This is a genomic window from Methanocaldococcus fervens AG86 (genome assembly GCF_000023985.1).
Taxonomy (GTDB): Archaea; AGJL01; Methanococci; order Methanococcales; family Methanocaldococcaceae; genus Methanocaldococcus; species Methanocaldococcus fervens.
Window position 1 is genome coordinate 523,975 of record NC_013156.1, and the last position, 20,782, is coordinate 544,756.

The window sequence follows — 20,782 nt, forward strand, 5'->3', positions numbered from 1 at the left end:
AAAAGAAAAAGAGTTATTCTTTATTTTTTCTCTTGAATACATACCACACAACTAACGCAATAGCTACAACTACCGCTAATACTCCCAACAATGACCAAGCCTTTGAAGCAGAGTTTTTCACAACTACTTTTAATGGTTCTTGGTAGACATAGACGTTGTCGTCTCCTTCTTCACTATCTCCAGCACATCTTATTTCTAAGGTTATATAATATGGTTTTGATTCAGCACTTCTGTCTGGTGTTATTGTTATAGATCCAACACCTGTTTGGTTAGGGTAGAGAGTTCCTATGGTGTCACTTTTAACTGGGTAGTCAAACGGCTGTCCTGATATTTTAATTACTGAAATCTTAACTCTTTCCGCTTTTTCGTTACCAATATTTTTTATCATTATCTGTACTTGGTTGTCTCTTCCAGCAATTACATTAACTTCTTTTGTTACAATTTCAAATAATGGTTTTGGTTTAACATAAATGTCTATATATTTTTCAGCTTTATATTCGTTGTTTGCTGCATCTAAGTAAGTGATTTCAATTGGTAGTTTGTAGTGTTTAGCAGGGGCGTATTTATCTATATCAACATAGAAAGAAACTGTTTTTGAAACTCCTGGCAATAAGTTGCCAATATTTTTTATATTGCAGTTACTCCAGCTATCTTCAAATGGTTCATCAGTTACTAATCTTAATTCAACATCTTTTGCCTCTGCATGTCCATTGTTTGTTACTGTTACATCAATTCTTGCGTAAGTGATTCCTGGCTTTATTTCTACGGGGTCGGTTACAACATTTGATACATCCAATGTTATGTCTCCTTTTACATAAGCTCCAATAGTTATTTGCTCAGCCCTTTTAGTTCCATCTTCATCTATCCATGTAATTACTGCAGGAATTTGATAGCTACCTTCAACCAAATTACTTGCAGTATGTAAGTTTAAGTTTATTACCTTACCATCACCTGGCTCTAAAGCTCCTATATAGAACTTTGTTTCTCCTACTGGTGAAATTGGCAGATTAGATAAAGGAACTGCTATTGGGTAATATAAAGCCTTCTGCTGATTTTTTGTTGTTCCATAGGCAGAGATTGTTATTGACTCAGAACCTGCATTTACAGAGCTTAAAGAATATCCCACATATAAATTAACCTCTTTAGCGGTTCCAGTTCCTTTATTCACAATTTTAATAGGAACTGTTTGTGTCTTTGAAGGAATTAAGCTAAAATTCCCACCAATTTCAAAGCTTGCTATTCCATATACGTGTATGTAGTATATTTTTGTGAATTCGTAGTGGTGAGTGTCTTCATCATCAACTTCATCATAACTTACCTTCACATCAATCCTATAATCTCTTGATGGAGCGTTTTCATCAACATGTAGTTTGAAGTGGACGGTATCAGCTTCTCCAGGGTTTAGATGGCTTATTGTTGCCTTTCCCTTAATTGGATTTACCTGCCTTAATTCAAATGGATAGTGTGGGGATATTTCAACAACTATGTCCTTAACCTCATCATCATAATTGTCGTTAGTTACCTTAATCCAAACATCAACGTCATCCCCTGGATGAATGACGTTAGGCTGATACTGAAGCTCATCAACCTGTAAGGCAGAAACTGAAGATATAGCCACAAGCAAAATCATCGACAAAGCTATCTTTTTAAATACTTCTTTTAACCCAAGCTTGTATCTTCCTACATTCATAAAATCACCATTATTTAATTTTTATTGCCCCATTAATCTTCTTTTTAATCTTGCCATCATTGGTAGGAGATATTTATCTTCAAGCACCAATACTGCTGGTAAGAACACAACTGTTAAGATACAACAGAACGCAATCCCTACTGCACAAACCTTACCAAGGTTTGCCATTGCTGGAAGTGGAGCTATAGTCAATGATAAAAGCCCTGCTGCAGTTGTTGCTGCACTTGCTAAAACTGAAGATCCTGCATACGTTACAGTTGTTATTGCAGCTTCTTCTGGACTTTTTCCTTTTTCCCTCTCTTCTTTATACCTACTTCCAAAGTAAATCCCATAATCGATACCTAAACCTAAAATTAACGAACCTACTGAAGTTGTAGCCATATCCAATGGAAGTCCAAATAATCCCATAAACCCTCCAGTCCAGATAAGGGTGAATATCAATGGTGATAATAACGCAACTGACGTTATTTTTTTAAAGTGAAGGACTATAATCAGCATTATGGCAAGGAAAGCAACTGTAGTTGTTACCGCTTGACTCTCATCCATTAGACGTCCAACAATTGCACTCATTGGAATTGATCCAGTTGGAACTGCCTCAACTCCTGCTGGGAAGGGAGTTTCTTCAATTCTCTCCTTAACTGCATTATAAAGGGCATCACATTTCTTTTCATCTGCACCAACATCTGTAAACGCTGTAATAACCATCACTGAGTAATCCTTGTTGAACATCCTCTCTCTTTGTGATTCGGGGATATACCTCATAAGCTCCTTAACTCTATCAATACTTTGAGGAACTGTCCCTCCATTCATCTCTATTAAAACATCTACTGGAGAAGAAACGCTTGTTATTCCATCTACTGTTTTTAAGTTATCTTCAAGCATTTTCACCGCTCTTAGAACCCTCGGGTCTCTTATGTCAGTTACTTTATCGCTTGAATCTGATGGAACCACTTTCACTGCTATTGTAACAATATCCGTTCCTCCAAATTCATCCCTGACCTCATAAACCTCCTGAACTTCAGGAAGGTCTTGAGGAAGCATTTTTTCATATGATGTTTGTTTCTTTATATTTGGTATGAATGTTGCAGCAAATATCGTTAATAAGATAACTATCCCAATCACAACCATTGGTTTTTTTGCCGAAAATTCACCAACTTTGCTTAGAATTTCTTTTAACATAGTTATCTACCTTATATTACATTTTTCAAGCTCATCAAACAATTCAAGCGTCTTTTCAGAAACTTTTTTTAATCTTTCAATGCCCTTAATTTTTTGCTTTATAAATTCTCTCTCTTCTTCACTACAACTTTCCTCCAATTTTTTTAGATCTTCATAAGCTTTTACAATTAAATTGTATTTTTTCTTAACAACATCTTTAAATGATGTAAATCCATCAACAATTATGTAATAATTTTTTCTTTCCCCTTTAATCCATGCCTTTTTTACAAATCCAAGCTCTTCAAGTTTTTTTAAAGACATGCTAACATTTCCTTTGCTAATCTTTAACTCTTCCATGATATCTGAGATTGTTAAAGGTTTATTGGATAAATATAGAACGGCATAAACCGCCCCTACAGATTTGTTAAGCCCATGAATTTTTGCAATCTCTGAAAACAGTTCAATAATTAATCTCTTAGCTTCTTCCATCCTATCCCCTAACCAGCTTTTCAAAACATTCTTTACAGACAATTTTCCCATTTATCACTCTTCCTTTAATTTCCATGAAATACTCCCCACATTCTTGACATTTTATGGATGGAAAGAGCTTAGCTTTTTTAGGAGGTTCTATTTCAACCTCTTTTACATCAAATAAATCATCATCTTTGGCATTTAGTATATTGTTGGTTGCTTCAGATCTTATTTTATTAAATAATTCCAATTCTTCTTTACTTAACTCTCCAGAGTTGTATTTTTTAAGGAACTCTTTAACATGGAATTTATCACTAAATTCTTCAAACATATATTTTTTAAAATAAATTCTAATTGCTTTTCCAGTATTTCTTGAATAGAAGGTATAGACGTGCTTTCCATTATCTTTAAATATCAAATTTCCCTTTCCAAAGGTGCAGCTTAGCATATACTGTATTGCATCGACACTGCAGGAGTTGTTTTCAACAATAGCTACTAACTCCTCATCCTCTGACTTTTTGAAAAATTTTTGGACATATTTAGCTACTCTATAACCAATAGCCAATCCTGGACAAAGATGCCCATGAAATTCAACAACTTTTTTTAATTCCTCATCCACACTAATCACCATTATAATTACTTTTTCCTATCTATCAATAATTTTCCATTAATTCCAACATTTTCAGGAGAATTTTCTTTAATAAGGATTACTATATGACCTATCCCATAAATATCTGAAGCTATTTCATAAATTTTCTTAACGAGTTCTCTCTTCTTTTCAACATTAAGTTTTGGTCCTTCTATAACTATTGTTGGCATTCTTTTCACCTCAGCTAATGTTCAAAAATTTTTGAACAAATTGAACAAAAGATTATAATAAACATCGGGTATATAAACCTTATCAAAATTCATTAATTGAAAAATTGAAATGCAGTTAATGTTAAATTTTTATGTTAAATTTAAATAATTATTTAGCTACCTAAAATTGGTGAAAGGATGATTTCAAAAAATGCACGAATAGCTAAAGGAGCTGTAATAGTTGGAGATGTGAGGAGCTAACGCATTAGTCACTCAAAATAAAGAAATTCCACCAAATAGCTTAGTTTTAGGTGTCCCCGGTAGAGTTGTTAGAGAGCTTACAGATGAGGAGATTAAAAGTATAAAAGAGAATGCATTGAGATACGTTAAATTATCTGAAACTTTAGAAAATTATAAATAAAAATTGGACTAAATAGGATAACAAAAATCTTTATTGAAAGGTGGTAAAATGGTAAATCTCGGCTTTGTAATTGCTGAATTCAATAGGGATATAACCTATATGATGGAAAAAGTTGCTGAAGAACATGCTGAATTTTTAGGAGCTAAAGTTAAATACAAAGTTGTAGTTCCTGGAGTTTTTGACATGCCTTTAGCTGTTAAAAAATTGCTGGAAAAGGAAGATGTTGATGCAGTTGTAACAATTGGATGTGTTATTGAAGGAGAAACTGAGCATGACGAGATAGTTGTTCATAACGCAGCGAGAAAAATAGCTGATTTATCTTTAGAGTACAATAAACCAGTAACTTTAGGTATTTCAGGGCCAGGTATGACAAGATTACAAGCTCAGGAAAGAGTTGATTACGGTAAGAGAGCTGTTGAAGCGGCTGTTAAAATGGTTAAGAGATTAAAAGCTTTGGAAGAATAAGAAGTGATGTTTATGATTTTGGAGGAAGTTTATGAGGTTATTAAGCAGAGGATTAGAGAGAAACCTGAAGGCTCTTATGTTGCAAGATTAACAATCGATGACAAAAAAACTGCAATAAACAAAATATGTGAAAAGGTTGGAGAAGAGGCAACAGAGTTAATATTGGCGGCTAAAGATGACAAAAAGGATGAGATTATTTATGAAGCTGCTGATTTAATATTCCATACAATGGTGTTATTAGCTTACAAAAATATAGAGTTTGAAGAGCTTTTAAAAGAGTTTGAAAGAAGAAAAAAATAATTTTTATTTATTTTATATTTTTTAATTTTTAAATTTTTGTGACAAACTCCCAGAATGATTTAACTGCACTTGGATTTTTAGGTCTTCTACTTTTAACTAAATATAAATACCTAACAACATCTAAATCTACGACTGGAACTATCTTAACTAAACCAGCATCCTCTGCCTTTTTAGCAGGGATTTCTGAGACAACACTAACTCCATAACCTTCAGACACTGCAGTTATAACTGCTGAATGACTACCCAATCTCATTATTACATTTAAATCCATTATTGAATAGCCTTTATCATTTAAAGCCTTTATAAAAGCTTCCCTTGTTCCAGAACCTTCTTCTCTGTCAATGTAATCCTCCTTTAATATATCCTCAAGCTTGGCTACACCTTTCTCTGCAAGTGGATGATTTGGTGGAACAATTAAAACCAACCTATCCTTTCCTATAATTGTATGCTCATAGTTTTTGTTTTTCAAATAACCTACTGCAGCAATATCAGCTAATCCTTCATCCAAAGCTTTAAAACATCTCTCAGAGTCTGTTATTGTAATCTCAAAATCAACATTTTTGTAAGTGTTTTTATACTCCTTGATGATTGATGGGAGTATATGCTCCCCAGGAGTTGTTGATGCATAAATTCTAATAAAACCTTCTGGGTTTTCGTGTATAGCTCTCATTAACAATTTTGCCTCATTCAACAAATCCAAAATTTTTTCAGCTCTTTCATAAAATATTTTTCCCTCCGGGGTTAAATCAACACCTTCTGGAGTTCTTAAAAAGAGTTGGGCATCAAAATATTTCTCAAGAGCTGATATGTGATTGCTAACAGTTCCTTGAGTAATCCCCAATCTTTTAGCTGCCTTCGAAAAACTTTTTGTTTTACTTGCAACTATGAATGTTTGGAAGTAACTTATTTTTGGATCCAAATTATCACCTTTATACTATTTAATTCCTATTAGGATAACTAATAGTTCCCATATATAAAGTTAATGCGTAAATTAAAAGTTAAGTTTATATACGGGATTATCCAAAATGTCAAAAGTATTATAACAAAATTTAATGGTGAGTTCGTATGGAAAACGATAAAGTAACAATCAGCGTTATAAAGGCGGATGTTGGAGGTTTATGTGGACACTCATTAGCTCCAGATGAGTTGTTAGAAGCTTGTGAAGCTGTTTTGGAGGAGGCTGTTGATGAGATAATATTGGATTATTATGTCACAAGATGTGGGGATGATATTGATTTAATAATGAGCCACAAATTAGGTTGCGATAATGAAAAAGTTCATAAATTAGCTTGGGATGCTTTTGAAGAGGCAACAAAAGTAGCTAAAGAACTAAAACTCTATGGAGCTGGACAGGATTTATTATCTGACAGCTTTTCAGGTAACGTCAGAGGTATGGGTCCAGGATGTGCTGAGATGGAATTTGTTGAAAGAAAGAGTGAGCCAATCGTTGTTTTCTGCTGTGATAAGACTGATCCAACAGCATTTAACTACCCATTATACAAGATGTTCGCAGATCCATTTAACACAGCTGGTTTAGTTTTCGACCCTTCAATGATTTCAGGATTTAAGTTTGAAGTTCACGATATTGTTGGGCATAAAAAAGTATTTTTAGACACTCCAGAAGAGATGTATATGCTCTTAGCTTTAATTGGAGACTATGAGAAGTATGCAATCAAAAGAGTTTATAGAAGAAGAGATAATGAAATTGCTGCTGTTGTCAGTACTGAAAAATTAAACTACATAGCTGGGGAGTATGTTGGTAAAGATGACCCAGTTGCTATAGTTAGAGCTCAAAGTGGATTCCCAGCAGTTGGAGAGGTCTTAGAGCCATTTGCTAACCCACACTTTGTTCCAGGATGGATGAGAGGTAGCCACTGGGGTCCATTAATGCCAGTTGGAGAAGAGGATGCAACACCTACAAGATTTGACGGACCGGCAAGAATTATAGCATTAGGGTTCCAAGTTTGCGATGGAATGTTAATTGGTCCTAACGATTTATTTGCAGATAAGGGCTTTGATAAGGCAAGAGAAAAGGCATTAGAGATGGCAGATATAATAAGAAGAATGGGTCCATTCCAACCACACAGATTACCAGCAACAATGATGGAATACACAACAGTTCCAAAGGTTTTAAAAGCTTTAGAAGATAGATTTATTCCTTTAGAAGGTTTAGAGTTAGTAGAAGAGGGGGGAATTACAAGAAAAGATAGAGGAGAAGTTGAATAGGTAAATTAGCAATATTATTTTTTATTTTCTAAATTTTTAAAACATTTTGGGAAGTTCATTTACTTTTTTACCAAAATTAATAAAGGGCTTATATGTTGTTCTTTCAGAAGTTTAGTTATAACTTATTGTAAAATTTCCATACTGTACTAGTCTATTTTCTCATTCATGGTATTATGTTTCCATTCCGAAACGGTCTGATTTTAACAATATGCGTGATTAAGCCATGCTGTCTAATTTGTAATTTCCATTCCGAAACGGTCTGATTTTAACTTAATTGATGAAGGATATAAAAAAGAGAGCATCTACAATTTCCATTCCGAAACGGTCTGATTTTAACCAGGACTTTATTACTGCACTCCCAACCTGCTAACTTTAGAAAATTTCCATTCCGAAACGGTCTGATTTTAACTTTAGGTAGCTCTTCAAAGCCTGACTTAGACGATGCTCCCATTTCCATTCCGAAACGGTCTGATTTTAACATGTGTTGTTACAATATGAGCTAAGATAACAAGGTATTTCCATTCCGAAACGGTCTGATTTTAACAGGCAATTATTCGAGATAAGTATATTTTCAGCATTCTTAATATTTATATTTTTCCCTACCTTATAAGTCGAAGGGCACTTAACCCTATTTATTTATATACCTCTGCTCGTATATAAATTTTGCTTTTTATGACTAAAAAAGAATTTTAAAGCTATTATTTTTTAAAATATAACTTATTTATTGTGGGAACTTTATTTTAAAAGATAATTAGTTAAAATCTTTTAAAAATGCCTATAATTTAATTAATCTAAATACTTAAAATAATTAAAATAAGCTACCCTTCGAAATTTTTTGAAAATCCTTAAAATCTAAAAATAAGTCATAAAAAACCTTTATTTCGAAAATAGAACTCTTTCAGTGAGATAAATATCATCTTAACTCTTTTAAAATATTTTTAGCAAATTCTTTTACCTTTTTTATATCATCATCATTTGGATGATTTTTGTTAAAACCACCAAATAATTTAGAAATACCATAAGTGTAGTAACCTTTGCAAGAAAATTCTCCAATAATTTCAAATCCTTTGCTTTTTAGTTTATTCCTAAGTTCTTTATGAAACATATTCTTTAAGAACGGCATTCCAGCTGTGGAGAAAATGAAAGCTTTTTTATCTGTTTTATTAATTTTATCTAAAAATTTAAATAATGATTTGTGATGCTTTCCAAAATAAATTCCAGACCCAAAGCCGATAATATCGTAATTATCAATTATATCCGGCTTTACTTTATCAACATCATACACATCTGCATTTAACTCTTCAGCTATTGCCTTAGCTATCTTCTCAGTATTTTTATGGTGAATAGATTTATATAAAATTAGAGCTTTCATAATATCTCCTCCTTATAAACAATTCCCTCATGTCCAGTGATAACGTTCTTTTTCAACTCTCTAATCTTTTTTAAACTCTCTAAAGCTAATTTTTCATCCACATTTAATTTTGGAGGAATCATCTTTAAAATGTTGTTTTTTAATGGGGAGACGTCGCCAACAACAACATAATCTTTATAAATAACAGATATAGAGCCGTAAGTATGCCCAGGCGTTTCAATAATCTCAATTTCTTTATCTTTAAACTTCCTAAAATCTTCAAAGTTATTGTTAAATCCAAACTCCCTTGGAGAGGCATAAAAAGTAGCGTTTTTAAATAAATCGTTGTTTTCTATATGATCATAGTGAAGATGAGTATTTATGACCACATCTATATCATTTAGGGATAAATTTAACTCAGATAAACCTTTAATAATGACATCTCTCATATCCTTAGTTGAGGTATCAACGATTATGTTGTTGTTATTTGTCATAATCAACGTTGATGATGAAGAAGCTTTTTTAATGATGTTATTTTCCCTTATTAAGATACCTTCATATAGAAGCTTTATCATACTTCCACCATTAAAACTTTAAATAAAATTTAAACATACTAATATATATTATTGAGGGTTAATATGATTAAAAAAGTAAAAATAAAAAGGTTTGATGGCAAAAAATTTCATGATGTTGAGGACTATGTAGCTGTTGAAGAAAGCTATAATATTTTTATCAATGAAGAGTTTGTTAGGCCCTTATCATTATCTCCAAATTTTTTACATGAGTTTGCTGTAGGATTTGCCATAAGTGAAGGATTTTTAGATAAAGTTGATAAAGTTAAGATTGAGGATAAAAACATACATATTTTTGGAGAAAAAACCAATAAAACTAAAAATAATAAAGAAATAAAAATTGATATTGAAACTTTGAAAAAAATAATCTCTTATGAAATAAAACCCAAATATTGGGAAATTACTGGAAGCTTCCACTGGGCTTCAATGTTTGATTTGAAAGGAAATGAGATAATTTTTGTTGAGGATATCGGAAGGCACAATGCAGTTGATAAAGTTATTGGTTATTCCATATTAAACAACTACAATTTAAATGAGTTAATATTGAGATATAGCGGAAGAATTCCTTATGAAATTGTAAAAAAGGCTGTAAATAGCGATTTAAAGACAATTGTCTCAAAATCTCCACCAACAGATAAAGCCATTGATTTGGCAGAGGAAAATAACATCATATTAATAGGTTTTGCAAGAAATGGGAAATTTAACATCTATACTGGGAGATTATGGGAAGGATAGAATATTTAAAAAAAGAGTATTCTGATGAAGAGATTTATGAAATTTTGGAAGAGCCGGTTAAAGAATGGTTCAGAAGAAAGTATAAAACTTTCACACCTCCGCAGAGGTATGCAATTAAAGAAATCCATGAAAGAAAGAATGTTTTAATTTGCTCACCAACTGGTAGTGGAAAGACATTATCAGCTTTTTTAGCAGGGATAAATGAATTGATAAAGTTATCAATGGAAAATAAGTTAGAAGATAGGATTTATATCTTATATGTATCCCCATTAAGAGCTTTAAACAATGACATTGAAAGGAATTTAAAAGAGCCATTAAAAGAAATTTATGAGGTTGCTAAGGAGATTGGTGTAGAGTTGGATGAGATTAGAGTTGCTGTAAGAACAAGTGACACGACAAGCTCACAAAAACAAAAAATGCTAAAAAAACCTCCTCATATTTTAATAACAACTCCAGAATCTTTGGCTATTGCTTTAAACTCTCCGAAATTTTCTAAATTTTTAGAAGGAATTAAATATGTCATAGTTGATGAAATCCACGCTTTAACTAACAAAAGAGGGGTTCATCTTTCCCTTTCTTTGGAGAGGTTGAATAGAATAGCCAATTTTATAAGAATTGGTTTATCAGCAACTATCTCTCCATTAACCGAGGTTGCCAAATTTTTAGTTGGAAATGGAAGGAGTTGCTATATTGTAGATGTTAGCTATAGAAAAGAGATTGAGATAAAGGTCATCTCACCAGTAGATGATTTTATCTATACTTCTTCAGAAGAGATTAGTAAAAAACTCTACAGTTTGTTAAAAAAGCTTATAGAGGAGCATAGAACAACCTTAATATTTACAAATACACGAAGTGCTACTGAGAGAGTAGCGTTTTATTTAAAGCAGATGGGAGTTGAAAAAATAGAAACCCATCATTCTTCTTTAAGTAGAGAACATAGGTTGGAAGTTGAGGAGAAATTGAAAAAAGGAGAGCTTAAATGTGTTATTAGCTCGACATCATTGGAATTAGGTGTAGATATTGGAAGTATCGACTTAGTTATTCTACTCGGCTCTCCAAAAAGTGTTTCAAGGGCTCTACAGAGGATAGGTAGAAGTGGGCATAGGTTGCATGAAAAAAGTAAAGGAATTATAATTCCATTTGATAGAGATGATTTGGTAGAAAATGTGGTTTTAGCATATGATGCAAAAATTGGGAAGATTGACAGGGTTTACATTCCAAAAAACTGCCTGGATGTTTTAGCCCAACATTTGGTTGGAATGGCTTTAGAAAAGGTTTGGGACGTTGATGAGGCTTACAACTTAGTTAAAAAAGCCTATCCATACAAAGATTTAAGTAAAGAGGATTTTTTAGATGTTTTAAATTATTTAGCTGGAGGTATTAAAGAAAAAAGCGTTTATGCGAAAATTTGGCTTAAAGATAACAAATTTGGAAGGAGAGGGAAGAGCGTTAGGGCAATATACTACATGAATGTTGGAACTATCCCAGATGAAACGTCAGTAGCTGTTATTGCGGATGGTAAATATGTTGGAGAGGTTGAGGAAGAGTTTGCTGAAAAGTTGATGAAGGGAGATGTTTTTGTTTTAGGGGGAAGAACTTACAAATGTTTAGGAGGGAAAGGAAATAAAATTAGAGTTAAAGAGGTTTTTGATGAAAAACCAACTATTCCAGCATGGTTTTCTGAGCAGTTGCCGTTAGCTTATGATTTAGCTTTAGACATTGAAAAATTTAGGAAAGAAGCTTTATTTTCAGATATTGAAGATATTGAAGAGAAATATGATGTGGATGAAAAGACAGCTAAAGCAATTAAAAACTATATGGAAGAGCAGGACAAATTTGCAATAGTTCCAGATGATGAAAAGATATTGATAGAGCATTTTGAAGAAGAGAAGAGGGGATATTATATATTCCACTTTGTGGCTGGGAGGAGGGCTAATGAGGCAATTGCAAGGGCTTTCGCCAACTATATCTCAAAAATGAAGAAATGTAATGTAAGGATATCAGTAAATGATTACGGCTTTGCCCTAATACTTCCAAAAAATAGGAAGATAAAGAGGGTAGATATAGTAGAGCTTTTTAATTTGGATATTGTTAAAAATGTAAAGGAGAGTATAGAAAGGAGTGAGATTTTAAAGAGGAGATTTAGGCACGTAGCTACAAGAGGATTTATGATTTTGAGGAGATATATGAAGAGAAAAATAAGCGTTGACAGACAACAGTTTAATGCTGAAATGCTCTTAAAATACTGTAAAGAGGTTAATCATCCTCTATATAGAGAAACAATAAGGGAAATTTTGGAGGATAGCTTAGATATTGAAAATGCTTTAGATTATTTTGAAAAAGTTAAAAAGAGGAAAATTTATTATTTAGAGTTACCTTCTCCTTCACCGTTTGCATTTAATTTGGTTGTCTCAGCCTCATCAGATGTTGTGTTTATGGAAGATAAGAAGAAGATGATTGCAGAACTTCACAAGAAGGTTATGGAATTCATCTCAATGAAAAGAAATAAATAGAATGACATTAGATTTATATACCCTTAAAACCATACCATACATTAACTATTTTTAATATTTATAATACAATAATAAATTTACAGTAATAAAATTAAAAACTATTTTGGTGATGTTTATGACAGAAGAGCAGAAGAGAAAACTTACAGGAAAAATGAAGAGAATGCTTAGAGCTAAAGCTCATCATTTAGAACCTGTTGTATGGGTTGGAAAAGAAGGTAGTGACAAGGTAATCAAAGAGGTCGATAGACAGTTGAAAGATAGAGGATTGATAAAGGTTAAAATAAGGAGAGCTGCTTTGTTGTATGAAGATAAATATGATATTGCTGAAAAGCTTGCCAAAGCATGTGATGCAGAGGTCGTTAGCGTTGTAGGACATGTTATAACATTATTTAGGCCAAGAGAGGGGTGGAAAAAATACTTAGCTAAAAAACCATCTAAAAAAGTTAAAAAAGATGAAAAGATTATTGAATTGTTTGAAAAGTTTAAAAAGAGGGCTGTTAAAGAGTAGATAATTGAGGGGTAGGATGAAAAAAATCTACGCCATTATTTTAATTCTTTTTATAATTTTAATCAGTTTAGTGGGGGCAGGCATAGTATTGATTATGAGCTTATCAGGAGAAAATATTAATTTATTTGGTGGGGAAAGGATAGCTAAGGTATACTTATGTAATGAAATCTATTTTGATTACAACCAAGATTCTGGACTTTTTATGCAACAAAAAAAGGATGCGAGATATTACATAAATTTGTTAGACGATTTGGAAAAGGATGATTCAGTTAAAGGAGTTTTGTTGGTTGTTAATTCTCCTGGAGGAGAGGTTATAGCAAGTGAAAAATTAGCAAGAAAGGTTGAAGAACTTGCAAATAAAAAGCCAGTAGTTGTTTATGTTGAGGGCTTAGATGCTTCTGGAGCTTATATGGTCTCAGCTCCAGCAGATTACATAGTTGCTGAAAAGCATTCGATAGTTGGGAGCATTGGGGTTAGAATGGATGTTATGCATTATTATGGGTTAATGAAAAAGCTTGGTGTAAATGTAACTACAATAAAAGCTGGAAAATATAAAGATATCGGCTCTCCATTCAGACCTATGACAGAAGAGGAGAGGGAATATTTACAAAAGATGATAAATGAAACATACATGGATTTTGTTGAGTGGGTGGCAGAACATAGGGGACTATCAATAAATTACACCTTAAAAATTGCTGATGGGAAAATATACTCTGGAGAGGATGCTAAAAAAGTTGGATTGGTTGATGAGGTTGGAACTGAAGAAACAGCCCTAAAAAAATTGGAAGAATTAGCCAACATATCAAATCCTGAGATTGTTGAATACGGATTAGAGGAGAATAGAGGATTATTTGGATTGACGTATTATTTAGGTTATGGAATTGGGAAAGGAATTGGAGAAGTTTTATATGGAATGGAGAAAGTTAATGAAAGAGTTGAATTATTGAGCTAATTTTATTTACCTAACTTTTTTAAAGCATTTTCAGCAGCTAAAGATAACGGTTCATTTACCATAGATACTGGAGGGGCGTAGCAGAATTCCATATTTGCAAGCTCCTCTGCTGTAGTTCCTTTAAATATCGCTATTGACATCGCATCTATCCTCTCAGCAACTCTCTCGCCACCAACTATTTGGCAACCAACAACTCTTCCATCTTCATTAAATATCATTTTTATCTCAATCTCTTTTCCTCCTGGGTAGTATCTTGCCCTTGTTAATGCCTTAGCCCTACCAATAACAATTGGAATTCTTTTTAAATTAGCTGAAAACGCAGTTAGTCCAGTTCCCCCAATCTCTAACTCCCCTATTTTACTAACAGCTGAGTTTAAAACTGGATAAAACTTCGCTTCAACTCCAGCTATATTTTTTCCTGCAACTTTTCCCTGCCTTACAGCAGTGGTTCCAAACGGAGATAATGTCTTCTCCCCAGTTATAAAATCAACTACCTCAACACAATCCCCAACTGCATATATGTTTGGTATAGAGGTTTGCATCTTCTCATTTACCTCTATTGCAAATCTTCCTATTTTACATCCAGCTTTTTTAGCTAATTCAACGTTTGGCCTTACACCTGTAGCCATAATAACCATATCAGCATCGTAAAGCTTTCCATCAACGCAAACAGCCTCAACCTTCTCGTTTCCAATAATCTTTTCTAATGGTTTTGATAATATAATATTAATTCCCTCTTTTTCCAAATATTTTTGAACTATCTCAGCCATATCTGGGTCTAAAAATCTTGGTAACACTTGCGGAGCCATTTCGACAACTAAAACTTCCAAACCTCTCTTTTTTAAACCATAAGCCATTTCCAAACCAATAGCTCCAGCCCCAACAACAGCTACTTTTTTGCAGTCATTCTCTTCGATATATTTTAATATGGCCCTACCATCTTCAATACTCCTAACTTTGAATACCCCTTCCAAATCTTTTCCTTCAATTGGAGGAATAAACGGTTCTGCTCCAGTTGCTAAAACTAAGTAATCATAACCCATCTCAAACTCATTTCCATCCTTATCTATGCACTTTATTTTGTTATTTTTTGAATCAACATCTACAACAGTGGTTTCAGTCAATACATCAATGTTTCTTTCTTTTTTATAATCCTCTGGTGTGTGCATAACAATGTCATCAAAGCTCTTTATTGCTCCCTCAATAACATAAGGAATTGCACAAGGTGAATAAGCTATCTCCTTCTCTTTTGTTATAACAACTACTTCCATATCTTTGTTGTATTTTCTAATTGTTGATGCAGTTGTCAATCCACCAGCTCCACTTCCTACTATTATGGCTCTCATTTCTTCACCATTTTCATTAGGGTTATTTGATTTTCTATTAGGTTGCTTCTCTTATATTCTTTTTTATATACATGATTGTGTCACAAAAATAAACTTTCATAATAAGATTTAAAATTTAAAAAAGCTTTATATATAAAATACAAACTTAATGAGTGATTCTATGAAGAAAATTAAAATCAAAGATTTTTATATAACAATTGATAGGTGCTTAATTTACAAGGATTATGGAATAATAGCTGACACTCATATAGGATTCGATGTCTTTTTTGGTGAAGGTGGAGCTAATTTCCCATTACTTCAAAAGGATGAGGTTATAAAAAAAGCCTTAAACATAGTTGAAAAATATAAAATCAGCAATTTAATAATTAATGGAGATATAAAGCATAATTTTAAACCATTTCCTAAAGAAATTGAATTTTTAAAAGAATTTATTGATTTTATGAGTGAGTATGTTAATGTTATTTTAATTAAAGGAAATCATGACACCTTTATATCCCCAACTGGTTATGAAATTTTTGATTACTTTGAGATTGACAATTATATAATTTTTCATGGTGATAGAGAAATAAATAAGGATTTATTAAAAAACAAATTTTGGATTTTAGGGCATGAGCATCCGTCGATAAAACTTAGGGATGAAGTTGGAGCGATTATAAAGCTTCCAGCTTATCTATTAAATAAAAATTATATTGTTTTACCGGCCTTTAATCCTTTATCTCCAGGAAATGATTTAATTAACAATCCCGCATCATCTAAGGTTATAAAAAAAGATTATTTGAATTCAGAAGTTATAGCAATAACTGATATTGGATTATTAAACTTTGGAACGCTTAGGAAGTTAAGAGAATTTGCCAAATCACATCTTTAGCTATTCCTTTAAATAGAAAGCCATGTTATCTTCATCCAATATAATCCCCTTCTTCCATTTTACAAATAAATAGTATTTGTCTTTTTTATCATCTGAAAGCTCTTTTTCAATTCTTTTAGCAATAATTCTTACTGGGTCTTTTCCTATTCTCTCCTCAAAATCCTTAAAGCTTTCAAATTTTTTTGCCTCCCTTTCTTCAATAATCTTCCACATATATTTCTTTTTAATTTCTGGAAGTAACTCCAAGCTATGCAGCCTTGTGGTTACAGGTGGACATTCATTTAGAAATTTAACGAATCTATCTTCCTGCATTTTTACTGCTTCCATTATAACGTATAAAAGCTCTGATTTTGCTGTTGGAGTTAAATTATCGTATTTAATCATCCTTCTAACATGGTCTATTTTATCCCTCTTACCCTTTCCAATATAAACCCTCTCTCCCAATTCAATCTCTACATTTGGCTTTGGAATCATTTCCATTAATACAAATTGATACTCTCCAAGACCTTGGACTATGGGTTCATTTGGTTTGTTAGGATAGCCGTAAGGTAAATAATCCAAAACCCATGCATAATTTTCAAATTTTTGTGGTTTATTCTTTTTAGGGAATCTCCTCTCCTTACTTTCTTTATAATGTCCTCTAACCATAAAATTTCACCTTTAATTTAAATCTATGAATTTAAATGAGTAATAAAAAATTAGATGTATTTCCTAACAACCTCTAAGATTTCTTCAGCATTCTCTGGCATGTCTCTTTTGTAATATATGGCCCTCAAATCGTCCAAATCTTCAGGAAGGATATCAGCTATTTTAACAGCTGTTTTCTCGTCCACTCCCAAAGATATCAATTCTTCAACCAATTTTTTTGCCTCTTCTTTATCCAACTTAGCGAATTTTTGTAAATAATCTAAAGCACATCCTTGTTCATAAGACAACTCTCCAATTTGAGCTCTTTTATTCATAATTTCGGCAGCCTCTGATAATGTTACATACCTCTCTCCAAGGATTCTTTTGCCTATCATACTCTCCCTCTCAACTAAATGCAAATAAAATAAAAAACTTAAATTTAATTTAAAATTTATAGAAAAATAATTAATTAAGTGTTTCGAGAAATTAATAAAAATTTAATTAATTTAAGCTGTAGCAGGTCTTAAATGCTGTGGGTAGGCAATTATTTGCTTGTATTTTCCTCCATCTCTTACTCTAACAATAAATGCTCTTCCCTGCTTACCAACAACAACTCCAGTTCTTCCGTGGAATCTTGGGTGTGGCATTCCCTTGTGGACTGATGGGTCTATAACTATGTGTACATACTCTCCTTCTTTAAACTCCCTTAAAGCTCTTGTTATTGGATAAAGTCCTCTTTCTCTTGGGTGTTTTGATAATTTCTTTCTTGTTTTTCTTCTAAATCCTTCACTCATTTGAACCATAATTCTCACCTTCGTCGTCATGTATTTTTAAAACATCCAATTCCTTACATATACAGTTTTTGTTTAATATGGATGAGACGGATGGGTTTGTTCTCCCATCATCTCCGCTGATTAGCTCTTTTATATATAATCCACCATCACAGTATATAATCATCTCAAAATGATTGTCATCTACTTTATTGGTTTTAACTTTATATACCTTACGGATTCTCTCTAAATCAGCTCTTCTATGCAAAACTCTTCTTGGTGTTTTTTGATAGATAGTTCTATTTTCAAGCTCTTTTTCAAGAAGTTTTAAATCATCGTCAGTAATTTTCTCTGAACATTCAACCAAAGCTCTATAGGTCTTTCTATGTGGTGTGTTTTTAAATATAACTTTATCTTTCCTAACACCAAACTCTAAGTTTAAAACCTCCACCCTACCATCTTTATTAATCTCTTCAGCAATTTTATCCAAATCTATTTTTCTTATTTTTGGCTCTTTAATTTCTAAAACAAATGGTCTCCCATCTCCAAGCATTCTAACATCTATATCCTCTCTTCCAGCTCCATGGAATTTGGCGTCTTTTCCTTTTGTAGCTTCCAAGAAAGGTTTGGCAATAATCTCTTCAACAGATATTGGATATTTTTTACCAGTGTAGTTGCAGAGCTCACAACCTTTTCCCCTACACTTCCTACAAGGCCATCTCGTTTGTGGAATGCCCCTAATTAACTTCCTATACCTCCCTTTAATAAATAGAGGATTTACTTGCAGGTAAATTTCTTCAGTGTACGGGTTTATATGAACAACAATATCAGGATATTCTTTATTTGGAGCTTTATCTAATCTAACAGCTAATACTTTCCCAAATTCCCTACCAAATTCCTGCTTTATACTCTCCATAAATTCTGTTTCAATCTCTTTTTCAAGTTCTTTAATTTCTTCTGGTAAATGAGTTCCTACTAAAAATGTCTCAAAATCATATTCCTTTAAAAGTTCAATTGCTTTATTTAGAAGTTTTTCCATTTTTTGTTTGCTAAAAATACCCCTACACCAAGGGCAACTCTCCTTTTCAGCGTTTGCTTCTTCCAACCTTATCTCATCCACTCCACTTTTTGCCAAAGCTTTTAATAGCTCCAACTCATCCTTGTAATCAATTTCTTTTTCTTTAGCTTTTTTTATTCTTGCCTCAAGTTCTAAAGCTTTATATAGCTTTAAAGCTCTACCTCTTTCAGTGTTTGTTGTATGTAATAGCTTAGCATACAACCTTCCAAAGCATCTATCACAAAGAGGATATTTTTTTAATATTTCATAATTTATAATCTCCATGCTCTCCCCATAATGTGTTTTAATTGATAAAAAGCAACACTAAATTAATAAATTAATTTATCATATAATTATTGCTTTCTAATAACTTCAGTACTAAGGGGATTAAATGGAAACTCATGAAAAGATAGAACTAGGAATTTTAGCTATAATTTTGTTAATTTTTATTGAGTCAGGCATATTAATGATAACTGAAGGGTGGGATTTCTTCATAGCTTTTTATACGTCGGTTGTTACCATCTCAACAGTTGGTTATGGAGATTACGTTCCAAAAACATTTATCGGAAAGCTTTCAGTCATAATTTATATATTTGTTGGTGTAGGAACGGTGGCATATACATTAGGGAATGTAGCAGGGTTTTTAATTGAAGGACATTTTAGAAAATACTTTAGGTTGAGAAAAATGGAAGATAAGATAAAAAAACTGAACAATCACTATATTATTTGTGGTTATGGAAGACTAGGAAAAATTGTAGCAGAAGAATTTAAAAAATCAAAGATACCATTTGTTATAATTGATTCAGATGAAAAAGTACTTGAAGAAGCTCTTGAAAAAGACCCAAACCTTATCTGTATCGTTGGAGATGCAACATCCGATGATGTTTTAAAGAAGGCAAGGATTGAAAAAGCTAGGGGGTTGATTACAGTAGTTACCTCAGACGCTGAAAATGTCTTTATAACTTTATCGGCAAAAAAATTAAATCCTAATATATATGTTGTTGCGAAGGCAGATAAACCTTCAACATTGGATAAATTAATAAAAGCAGGAGCTGATAGGGCAGTCTGTCCTTATATAGTTGGAGGAATGGAAATTGCCAGAATAGCCATAAACCCAGATATTGTTGAGTTCATCCATTCTTTAATTGCTGTAGAAGAGGATATAGAAGTTAGGAGATATGTTATAAAAAACAAAGAGCTTGATAATAAACTTTTAAAAGATTCTGGCATTAGGGAAAAATCTGGAGCTACAATTTTAGCAATTAAAAAAGGAAACAAAATGATTACTAGCCCTCCTTCCGATATAGTAATTAATGTTGGGGATGTTATATATGCCTTTGGAACTAGAGAACAGCTGGAAAAACTAAAAAAATACGTTGAAGGGTTATAAGTATAATTTTTGTTTAATCTCATCTTTTACTATTTCAGAGACATCTATTTCTTTTTGAATATCTATTGCCACATTTATTTTTGTTACAATTAAATTAACTGTTACATTACCTATAATCTGAACAGGTACCTTTGTGCTTTTACTTTTTACAACAGCTTCAACGAGTTTTTTGTTAGACAAAGTTACAGGTATGGTGAATGTATTATTTCCAGAAGTTATTTTAATATCTCTCTGCTCTCCATGTCCCAAATAAATCTTATCTCCATTAACTAAAGCGTAGATGTCAAATGAAACCTCATCTAAATTAACACCTATAGGATTTGGATTCTCAACCAAAACCACGATATCTATTTTTGTATTATCTGCATTTAATTTTTGAATCTTATGCCCAACAACCTCTATTTCTGGCTTTTCTAAGCAACCTGAAAACCCAACTAATACAATTGTTGCAAAAATTAAAATGAGGAGTTTTTTAATGCTTTCCATAACAACCCCTAATATGTCATTTCACATTTCAAATTAAATTCGATAACTATATATTTATTTTGCTGCAATAAATATTTA

23 protein-coding genes, 1 pseudogene and 1 CRISPR repeat array are annotated in these 20,782 nt (G+C 32.4%); of the genes and pseudogenes, 10 read left to right on the top strand and 14 right to left on the bottom strand.

Features of this window, described 5'->3' with window-relative positions; genetic code table 11:
- Window positions 1–13: 13 nt before the first annotated feature.
- The 5 genes from MEFER_RS02775 to dmpI are packed head-to-tail and all read right to left on the bottom strand — an operon-like array spanning window position 14 to window position 4,138.
- Window positions 14–1,690 carry a COG1361 S-layer family protein gene (locus MEFER_RS02775; RefSeq protein WP_015791110.1) on the bottom strand — a complete coding sequence of 559 codons (1,677 nt, stop codon included), beginning with the start codon at window positions 1,688–1,690 and terminating at the stop codon, window positions 14–16.
- Between the two features lie 21 nt (window positions 1,691–1,711).
- The gene (locus MEFER_RS02780; protein ID WP_015791111.1) at window positions 1,712–2,869 is read right to left on the bottom strand and encodes an efflux RND transporter permease subunit; all 1,158 of its coding nucleotides are present in this window, start codon (window positions 2,867–2,869) and stop codon (window positions 1,712–1,714) included.
- A gap of 6 nt (window positions 2,870–2,875) precedes the next feature.
- Entirely contained in the window at window positions 2,876–3,337 is a 462-nt protein-coding gene (locus MEFER_RS02785; RefSeq protein WP_048056298.1) for a GbsR/MarR family transcriptional regulator, read from the bottom strand.
- A 1-nt stretch (window position 3,338) separates the two neighbouring features.
- Window positions 3,339–3,938, bottom strand: coding sequence for an FmdE family protein (locus MEFER_RS02790; protein WP_048056299.1), 600 nt, complete (start codon window positions 3,936–3,938; stop codon window positions 3,339–3,341).
- A gap of 17 nt (window positions 3,939–3,955) precedes the next feature.
- Window positions 3,956–4,138, bottom strand: coding sequence for a 4-oxalocrotonate tautomerase DmpI (dmpI, locus tag MEFER_RS02795; RefSeq protein ID WP_015791114.1), 183 nt, complete (start codon window positions 4,136–4,138; stop codon window positions 3,956–3,958).
- A gap of 232 nt (window positions 4,139–4,370) precedes the next feature.
- On the opposite strand from dmpI, the pseudogene MEFER_RS08495 reads away from it, so the two are divergent.
- The 3 genes and pseudogenes from MEFER_RS08495 to hisE form a co-directional block, all read left to right on the top strand.
- Window positions 4,371–4,538, top strand: a pseudogene (locus MEFER_RS08495) (gamma carbonic anhydrase family protein); the annotation flags it as partial.
- A 48-nt stretch (window positions 4,539–4,586) separates the two neighbouring features.
- A complete protein-coding gene (gene ribH / locus MEFER_RS02800) occupies window positions 4,587–5,003 on the top strand; it encodes a 6,7-dimethyl-8-ribityllumazine synthase (protein ID WP_015791115.1) in 417 nt (138 codons plus the stop codon).
- Window positions 5,004–5,015: 12 nt separating this feature from the next.
- Window positions 5,016–5,303, top strand: coding sequence for a phosphoribosyl-ATP diphosphatase (hisE, locus tag MEFER_RS02805; RefSeq protein WP_048056300.1), 288 nt, complete (start codon window positions 5,016–5,018; stop codon window positions 5,301–5,303).
- Window positions 5,304–5,331: 28 nt separating this feature from the next.
- On the opposite strand, the gene MEFER_RS02810 is transcribed toward hisE, so the two are convergent.
- The gene (locus MEFER_RS02810) at window positions 5,332–6,222 is read right to left on the bottom strand and encodes a selenium metabolism-associated LysR family transcriptional regulator (RefSeq protein WP_015791117.1); all 891 of its coding nucleotides are present in this window, start codon (window positions 6,220–6,222) and stop codon (window positions 5,332–5,334) included.
- A gap of 146 nt (window positions 6,223–6,368) precedes the next feature.
- Between MEFER_RS02810 and fbp the strand changes: the two genes are divergently transcribed.
- Window positions 6,369–7,529: a fructose-1,6-bisphosphate aldolase/phosphatase gene (gene fbp, locus MEFER_RS02815; protein WP_015791118.1), complete on the top strand. Its 1,161-nt coding sequence runs from the start codon at window positions 6,369–6,371 to the stop codon at window positions 7,527–7,529.
- A gap of 174 nt (window positions 7,530–7,703) precedes the next feature.
- A CRISPR array of direct repeats spans window positions 7,704–8,073; the repeat unit is 31 nt; unit sequence AATTTCCATTCCGAAACGGTCTGATTTTAAC.
- A 369-nt stretch (window positions 8,074–8,442) separates the two neighbouring features.
- Here the strand turns inward: fbp and MEFER_RS02820 are convergent.
- A complete protein-coding gene (locus tag MEFER_RS02820; RefSeq protein WP_015791119.1) occupies window positions 8,443–8,901 on the bottom strand; it encodes a flavodoxin family protein in 459 nt (152 codons plus the stop codon).
- Window positions 8,898–9,455 carry an MBL fold metallo-hydrolase gene (locus tag MEFER_RS02825; RefSeq protein ID WP_015791120.1) on the bottom strand — a complete coding sequence of 186 codons (558 nt, stop codon included), beginning with the start codon at window positions 9,453–9,455 and terminating at the stop codon, window positions 8,898–8,900. Before MEFER_RS02825 ends, MEFER_RS02820 begins: the two co-directional genes overlap by 4 nt.
- 63 nt (window positions 9,456–9,518) lie before the next feature.
- Between MEFER_RS02825 and fdhD the strand changes: the two genes are divergently transcribed.
- The 4 genes from fdhD to sppA all read left to right on the top strand — a co-directional run bounded on the left by fdhD (window position 9,519) and on the right by sppA (window position 14,160).
- Window positions 9,519–10,187 carry a formate dehydrogenase accessory sulfurtransferase FdhD gene (fdhD, locus tag MEFER_RS02830; RefSeq protein ID WP_015791121.1) on the top strand — a complete coding sequence of 223 codons (669 nt, stop codon included), beginning with the start codon at window positions 9,519–9,521 and terminating at the stop codon, window positions 10,185–10,187.
- Complete coding sequence (locus MEFER_RS02835; RefSeq protein WP_015791122.1) at window positions 10,175–12,700, top strand: ATP-dependent helicase; 2,526 nt, start codon at window positions 10,175–10,177, stop codon at window positions 12,698–12,700. The genes fdhD and MEFER_RS02835 overlap by 13 nt, the downstream gene beginning before the upstream one ends.
- Before the next feature lie 109 nt (window positions 12,701–12,809).
- A complete protein-coding gene (yhbY, locus tag MEFER_RS02840; RefSeq protein ID WP_015791123.1) occupies window positions 12,810–13,208 on the top strand; it encodes a ribosome assembly RNA-binding protein YhbY in 399 nt (132 codons plus the stop codon).
- 16 nt (window positions 13,209–13,224) lie between these two features.
- On the top strand, window positions 13,225–14,160 hold the full coding sequence (sppA, locus tag MEFER_RS02845; protein ID WP_015791124.1) for a signal peptide peptidase SppA: 936 nt from the start codon (window positions 13,225–13,227) through the stop codon (window positions 14,158–14,160).
- A gap of 2 nt (window positions 14,161–14,162) precedes the next feature.
- Here sppA and MEFER_RS02850 read toward each other — a convergent pair whose 3' ends face one another.
- On the bottom strand, window positions 14,163–15,506 hold the full coding sequence (locus tag MEFER_RS02850) for an FAD-dependent oxidoreductase (protein WP_015791125.1): 1,344 nt from the start codon (window positions 15,504–15,506) through the stop codon (window positions 14,163–14,165).
- A gap of 160 nt (window positions 15,507–15,666) precedes the next feature.
- Here MEFER_RS02850 and MEFER_RS02855 point away from each other — a divergent pair, with 160 nt between their 5' ends.
- Window positions 15,667–16,374: a metallophosphoesterase gene (locus MEFER_RS02855; RefSeq protein ID WP_015791126.1), complete on the top strand. Its 708-nt coding sequence runs from the start codon at window positions 15,667–15,669 to the stop codon at window positions 16,372–16,374.
- Here the strand turns inward: MEFER_RS02855 and MEFER_RS02860 are convergent, their stop codons facing one another.
- The 4 genes from MEFER_RS02860 to MEFER_RS02875 all read right to left on the bottom strand — a co-directional run bounded on the left by MEFER_RS02860 (window position 16,375) and on the right by MEFER_RS02875 (window position 19,113).
- Complete coding sequence (locus MEFER_RS02860; protein WP_015791127.1) at window positions 16,375–17,022, bottom strand: DUF655 domain-containing protein; 648 nt, start codon at window positions 17,020–17,022, stop codon at window positions 16,375–16,377. It lies immediately after the preceding gene.
- A 50-nt stretch (window positions 17,023–17,072) separates the two neighbouring features.
- Window positions 17,073–17,396, bottom strand: a complete 324-nt coding sequence (locus tag MEFER_RS02865) for an RNA polymerase Rpb4 family protein (RefSeq protein WP_015791128.1) — start codon at window positions 17,394–17,396, stop codon at window positions 17,073–17,075.
- Between the two features lie 111 nt (window positions 17,397–17,507).
- Complete coding sequence (locus MEFER_RS02870; RefSeq protein ID WP_015791129.1) at window positions 17,508–17,804, bottom strand: 50S ribosomal protein L21e; 297 nt, start codon at window positions 17,802–17,804, stop codon at window positions 17,508–17,510.
- Window positions 17,788–19,113, bottom strand: coding sequence for a tRNA pseudouridine(54/55) synthase Pus10 (locus MEFER_RS02875; RefSeq protein WP_015791130.1), 1,326 nt, complete (start codon window positions 19,111–19,113; stop codon window positions 17,788–17,790). Before MEFER_RS02875 ends, MEFER_RS02870 begins: the two co-directional genes overlap by 17 nt.
- Window positions 19,114–19,219: 106 nt before the next feature.
- Between MEFER_RS02875 and MEFER_RS02880 the strand changes: the two genes are divergently transcribed.
- Entirely contained in the window at window positions 19,220–20,218 is a 999-nt protein-coding gene (locus MEFER_RS02880) for a potassium channel family protein (RefSeq protein WP_015791131.1), read from the top strand.
- On the opposite strand, the gene MEFER_RS02885 is transcribed toward MEFER_RS02880, so the two are convergent.
- Window positions 20,213–20,704, bottom strand: a complete 492-nt coding sequence (locus MEFER_RS02885; RefSeq protein ID WP_015791132.1) for an LEA type 2 family protein — start codon at window positions 20,702–20,704, stop codon at window positions 20,213–20,215. The genes MEFER_RS02880 and MEFER_RS02885 overlap by 6 nt on opposite strands.
- Window positions 20,705–20,782: the final 78 nt, after the last annotated feature.

Excerpts from the sequence above, each read along its gene's own strand:
- MEFER_RS02775 (WP_015791110.1), bottom strand. The coding sequence starts at position 1,690 with ATGAATGTAGGAAGATACAAGCTTGGGTTAAAAGAAGTATTTAAAAAG.
- MEFER_RS02780 (WP_015791111.1), bottom strand. The coding sequence starts at position 2,869 with ATGTTAAAAGAAATTCTAAGCAAAGTTGGTGAATTTTCGGCAAAAAAA.
- MEFER_RS02785 (WP_048056298.1), bottom strand. The coding sequence starts at position 3,337 with ATGGAAGAAGCTAAGAGATTAATTATTGAACTGTTTTCAGAGATTGCA.
- dmpI (WP_015791114.1), bottom strand. The coding sequence starts at position 4,138 with ATGCCAACAATAGTTATAGAAGGACCAAAACTTAATGTTGAAAAGAAG.
- ribH (WP_015791115.1), top strand. The coding sequence starts at position 4,587 with ATGGTAAATCTCGGCTTTGTAATTGCTGAATTCAATAGGGATATAACC.
- hisE (WP_048056300.1), top strand. The coding sequence starts at position 5,016 with ATGATTTTGGAGGAAGTTTATGAGGTTATTAAGCAGAGGATTAGAGAG.
- fbp (WP_015791118.1), top strand. The coding sequence starts at position 6,369 with ATGGAAAACGATAAAGTAACAATCAGCGTTATAAAGGCGGATGTTGGA.
- MEFER_RS02820 (WP_015791119.1), bottom strand. The coding sequence starts at position 8,901 with ATGAAAGCTCTAATTTTATATAAATCTATTCACCATAAAAATACTGAG.
- MEFER_RS02825 (WP_015791120.1), bottom strand. The coding sequence starts at position 9,455 with ATGATAAAGCTTCTATATGAAGGTATCTTAATAAGGGAAAATAACATC.
- fdhD (WP_015791121.1), top strand. The coding sequence starts at position 9,519 with ATGATTAAAAAAGTAAAAATAAAAAGGTTTGATGGCAAAAAATTTCAT.
- MEFER_RS02835 (WP_015791122.1), top strand. The coding sequence starts at position 10,175 with ATGGGAAGGATAGAATATTTAAAAAAAGAGTATTCTGATGAAGAGATT.
- yhbY (WP_015791123.1), top strand. The coding sequence starts at position 12,810 with ATGTTTATGACAGAAGAGCAGAAGAGAAAACTTACAGGAAAAATGAAG.
- sppA (WP_015791124.1), top strand. The coding sequence starts at position 13,225 with ATGAAAAAAATCTACGCCATTATTTTAATTCTTTTTATAATTTTAATC.
- MEFER_RS02850 (WP_015791125.1), bottom strand. The coding sequence starts at position 15,506 with ATGAGAGCCATAATAGTAGGAAGTGGAGCTGGTGGATTGACAACTGCA.
- MEFER_RS02855 (WP_015791126.1), top strand. The coding sequence starts at position 15,667 with ATGAAGAAAATTAAAATCAAAGATTTTTATATAACAATTGATAGGTGC.
- MEFER_RS02860 (WP_015791127.1), bottom strand. The coding sequence starts at position 17,022 with ATGGTTAGAGGACATTATAAAGAAAGTAAGGAGAGGAGATTCCCTAAA.
- MEFER_RS02865 (WP_015791128.1), bottom strand. The coding sequence starts at position 17,396 with ATGATAGGCAAAAGAATCCTTGGAGAGAGGTATGTAACATTATCAGAG.
- MEFER_RS02870 (WP_015791129.1), bottom strand. The coding sequence starts at position 17,804 with ATGGTTCAAATGAGTGAAGGATTTAGAAGAAAAACAAGAAAGAAATTA.
- MEFER_RS02875 (WP_015791130.1), bottom strand. The coding sequence starts at position 19,113 with ATGGAGATTATAAATTATGAAATATTAAAAAAATATCCTCTTTGTGAT.
- MEFER_RS02880 (WP_015791131.1), top strand. The coding sequence starts at position 19,220 with ATGGAAACTCATGAAAAGATAGAACTAGGAATTTTAGCTATAATTTTG.
- MEFER_RS02885 (WP_015791132.1), bottom strand. The coding sequence starts at position 20,704 with ATGGAAAGCATTAAAAAACTCCTCATTTTAATTTTTGCAACAATTGTA.